At 76.4% G+C, this 2,552-nt stretch carries 2 protein-coding genes and 1 pseudogene; all 3 read left to right on the top strand.

The window, feature by feature from the left end; all coding sequences use genetic code 11:
* Positions 1-133 precede the first annotated feature (133 nt).
* The gene (locus tag MHW47_RS34450) at positions 134-1,561 is read left to right on the top strand and encodes a vWA domain-containing protein (protein WP_308381744.1); all 1,428 of its coding nucleotides are present in this window, start codon (positions 134-136) and stop codon (positions 1,559-1,561) included.
* Positions 1,558-2,211 (top strand): 4Fe-4S single cluster domain-containing protein, encoded by a 654-nt coding sequence (locus MHW47_RS34445; protein ID WP_239227769.1) that lies wholly within the window; start codon positions 1,558-1,560, stop codon positions 2,209-2,211. Before MHW47_RS34450 ends, MHW47_RS34445 begins: the two co-directional genes overlap by 4 nt.
* A pseudogene (locus MHW47_RS34440) lies at positions 2,208-2,552 on the top strand (hypothetical protein); the annotation flags it as partial. The gene MHW47_RS34445 and the pseudogene MHW47_RS34440, both read left to right, overlap by 4 nt.

The raw sequence follows: 2,552 nt of genomic DNA, 5'->3' as shown, positions 1-2,552 counted from the left end.
CCGGGCCTGCGGGCCGTGAAGAAGACCGCGCCGGTGTCGGCGACCCCGGGGACGTGCCGGGCCATGAGCGCCGCGTGCGTCTCGGAGGCGCGCAGCACGGCCCGGACCTCCTCCGCGCTGAAGCCGCGCCGACATATACCGGGCGCTCGAACTGGACCGGGAACCCGCCGACTACGTCATCCTCGTCGACACCTCCGGCTCCATGACCGAAGAGGGCCGCTACGACACCGTCCGCACCACCCTGCGCCCCTTCCTGGACGGGCTCACCCCCGAGGACCACGTCGCGCTGTTCACCTTCGACTCCCGCACCGAGGCCCGCTACGTCGGCGCCGCCGGCGACACCTCGAAGATCATCGCGGCCCTGCCCGGCGCCCCCGACCCGGACGGCGACACCGACATCGGCGCCGCGCTCGACGCCGCGCTCGAAGAGGTCGAACGCGACGACGCCTCCCCGGTGGCCTCCGTCGTCCTCCTCACCGACGGCGAGCACCGCCCCGCCGCCCGCTCCCGCTACCCCAAGGCGACCGGCCCCGCCTGGGACGCCCTCACCACCCGCGCCGAAGCCGTCGCCGGCCACACCGAACTCGCCGGCTACGCCATCCCGCTCGGCGGCGGCGCGACCGGCGCCGGACTCCTCGCGGACGTCGTCCCCGACACCACCGTGCTGCGCCCCGAAGGCATCCAGGACCTCGGCGCCTACCTCGCCCGGGCCGGCGAACGCACCCGCGCCCGCAAGGCCGCCCGGCTCCTCGCCCCCGACACCGGAAAGGGCGTCACCGCCACCTGGCACGGCGGCGGCGCCCTCGACCTCGGCGACGGCACCGCCGCCGGCAAGCTCACCCTGCGCGCTGCCACGACCCGCGCCCCGCTCACCGTCACCGGCCTGCGCGCCACCCTCACCGGCCCGGACCTCACCGTCTCCGGCCTGCCCCGCACCCTCACCCTGCGCCCCGGCGAGTCCCGCACGTACGACGTCCGCGTCCGGGGCCGGCTGAGCGCCGGGGCGCTGCCCTACCGCAGGACCGAGGAGACCCGCGCCACGCTGCACCTGGCCGGCACGGTCACCTCCGCCTGGCAGCGGCCCCTCGCCCCCGACGTCCGGCTGAAGACCCCGGAAACGATCCGGACCCGGGACGCGGAGCTGACGGTACGGGCGGACGTGGGCTCCGCCGCGTTCCTGCCCGGCGCCATCGGCGCGGTCCTGGCCGTCCTCGTCGCCGCCTGGCTGCTCTGGCGGCGCGTCAACCGGCCGCCGCTGCGCGGGGTGCTCCTGCTCGCCACGCCCTTCGGCGGCCCGCTGCCCGAACGCATCGAACTGCGGGGCCGCCGGATGGCGCTGCGCCCCGTCTCGACCGGCGGCCGGGGCACCGTGCACGGCAGGCGCCGGTCCACCCGCGAGGGCCCCCGCACCGACCTGCGCATCCGGTTCTCGCCGGACGGCACCGCGGGCCGCGAGAGCGGCGCCGACTGCGCCCCCGGCGGCGAAGTCGTCGTCGGCGGCGTCTCCTTCAGCTACCTGGACGGACCCGGCCCCGCCCCGGCCCCCGGACACCCCCGATGAACGGCCCCGCGCTGAACGTGGCCGCCACCCGCGTCGGCACCGAAGCACTCGGACCCGGGGTGCGCTCGGCCCTCTGGGTCCAGGGCTGCCCGTTCCGCTGCGCCGGATGCATGGCCCCCGACTGGATACCCTTCCGCCCCGCCCGGCGGGCCGAACCGGCCGAACTGGCCCGGGAACTGCTCGCCGACCCGGCGGTCACCGGACTGACCTTCTCCGGCGGCGAACCCATGGCCCAGGCGGCCGGCCTGGCCGAAGTGGCCCGGCTGGCCCGCGAGATCCGGGACGTGTCGGTCATCTGCTTCACCGGCCACCGCGTCGAACGGCTCCGCGCCCGCCCCCCGGACCCCGGCGTGCCCGCACTCCTGGCCGCCGTGGACGTCCTCATCGACGGCGTGTACGCGGCCGCCCTCGACGACGGACGCGGACTGCGCGGCAGCACCAACCAGCGCGTCCACCACCTCACCGGACGCCTGGCCGGCACCGGCTACGACTTCGAACACCGCCCCCGGTCCGCCGAGATCGCCGTCAACGGCCCCGAGGCCCTGCTGATCGGCGTACCGCCGCCCGGCCTGGTCGACGCCTTCGACCTGGCGGTCGACGCCGTCCGCACCCGTACCACGACCCCCGCGAGAGAACAGGAACAGGCATGAGCGGCAGGAAGCGCATCCAGGTGGACGAGTCGGAGTGGTACCGCATCCAGCGCAAGGCCCAGCAGCTCAAGGAGGTCCGGCGCGACATCCCCGCACTCATCGACGAGGTCCGCCGCAAGACCGGCGAGGACCTGGACCGGGTCTTCGCCCGCGTCGAGGAGCGCCAGCAGCGCCACGACACCGTCGTCCGGGGCCTGAGCGAACAGACCCGGCGCCTGGAGGCCGAGACCGCCCGCCGCCTGCGCGACCAGGCCGCCGAGGTGCGCGGAACGCTCGCCGCCCACGCCGGACAGCTCCGCGAGGAGACCCGGCGCGGCCTCGCCGAGCAGCAGGAACGCACC

Origin of the sequence: Streptomyces sp. OfavH-34-F (assembly GCF_022347745.1) — a bacterium.
In the GTDB taxonomy this organism is placed as follows: Bacteria; Actinomycetota; Actinomycetes; order Streptomycetales; family Streptomycetaceae; genus Streptomyces.
This window is presented reverse-complemented; position numbering and strand designations above follow the sequence as displayed.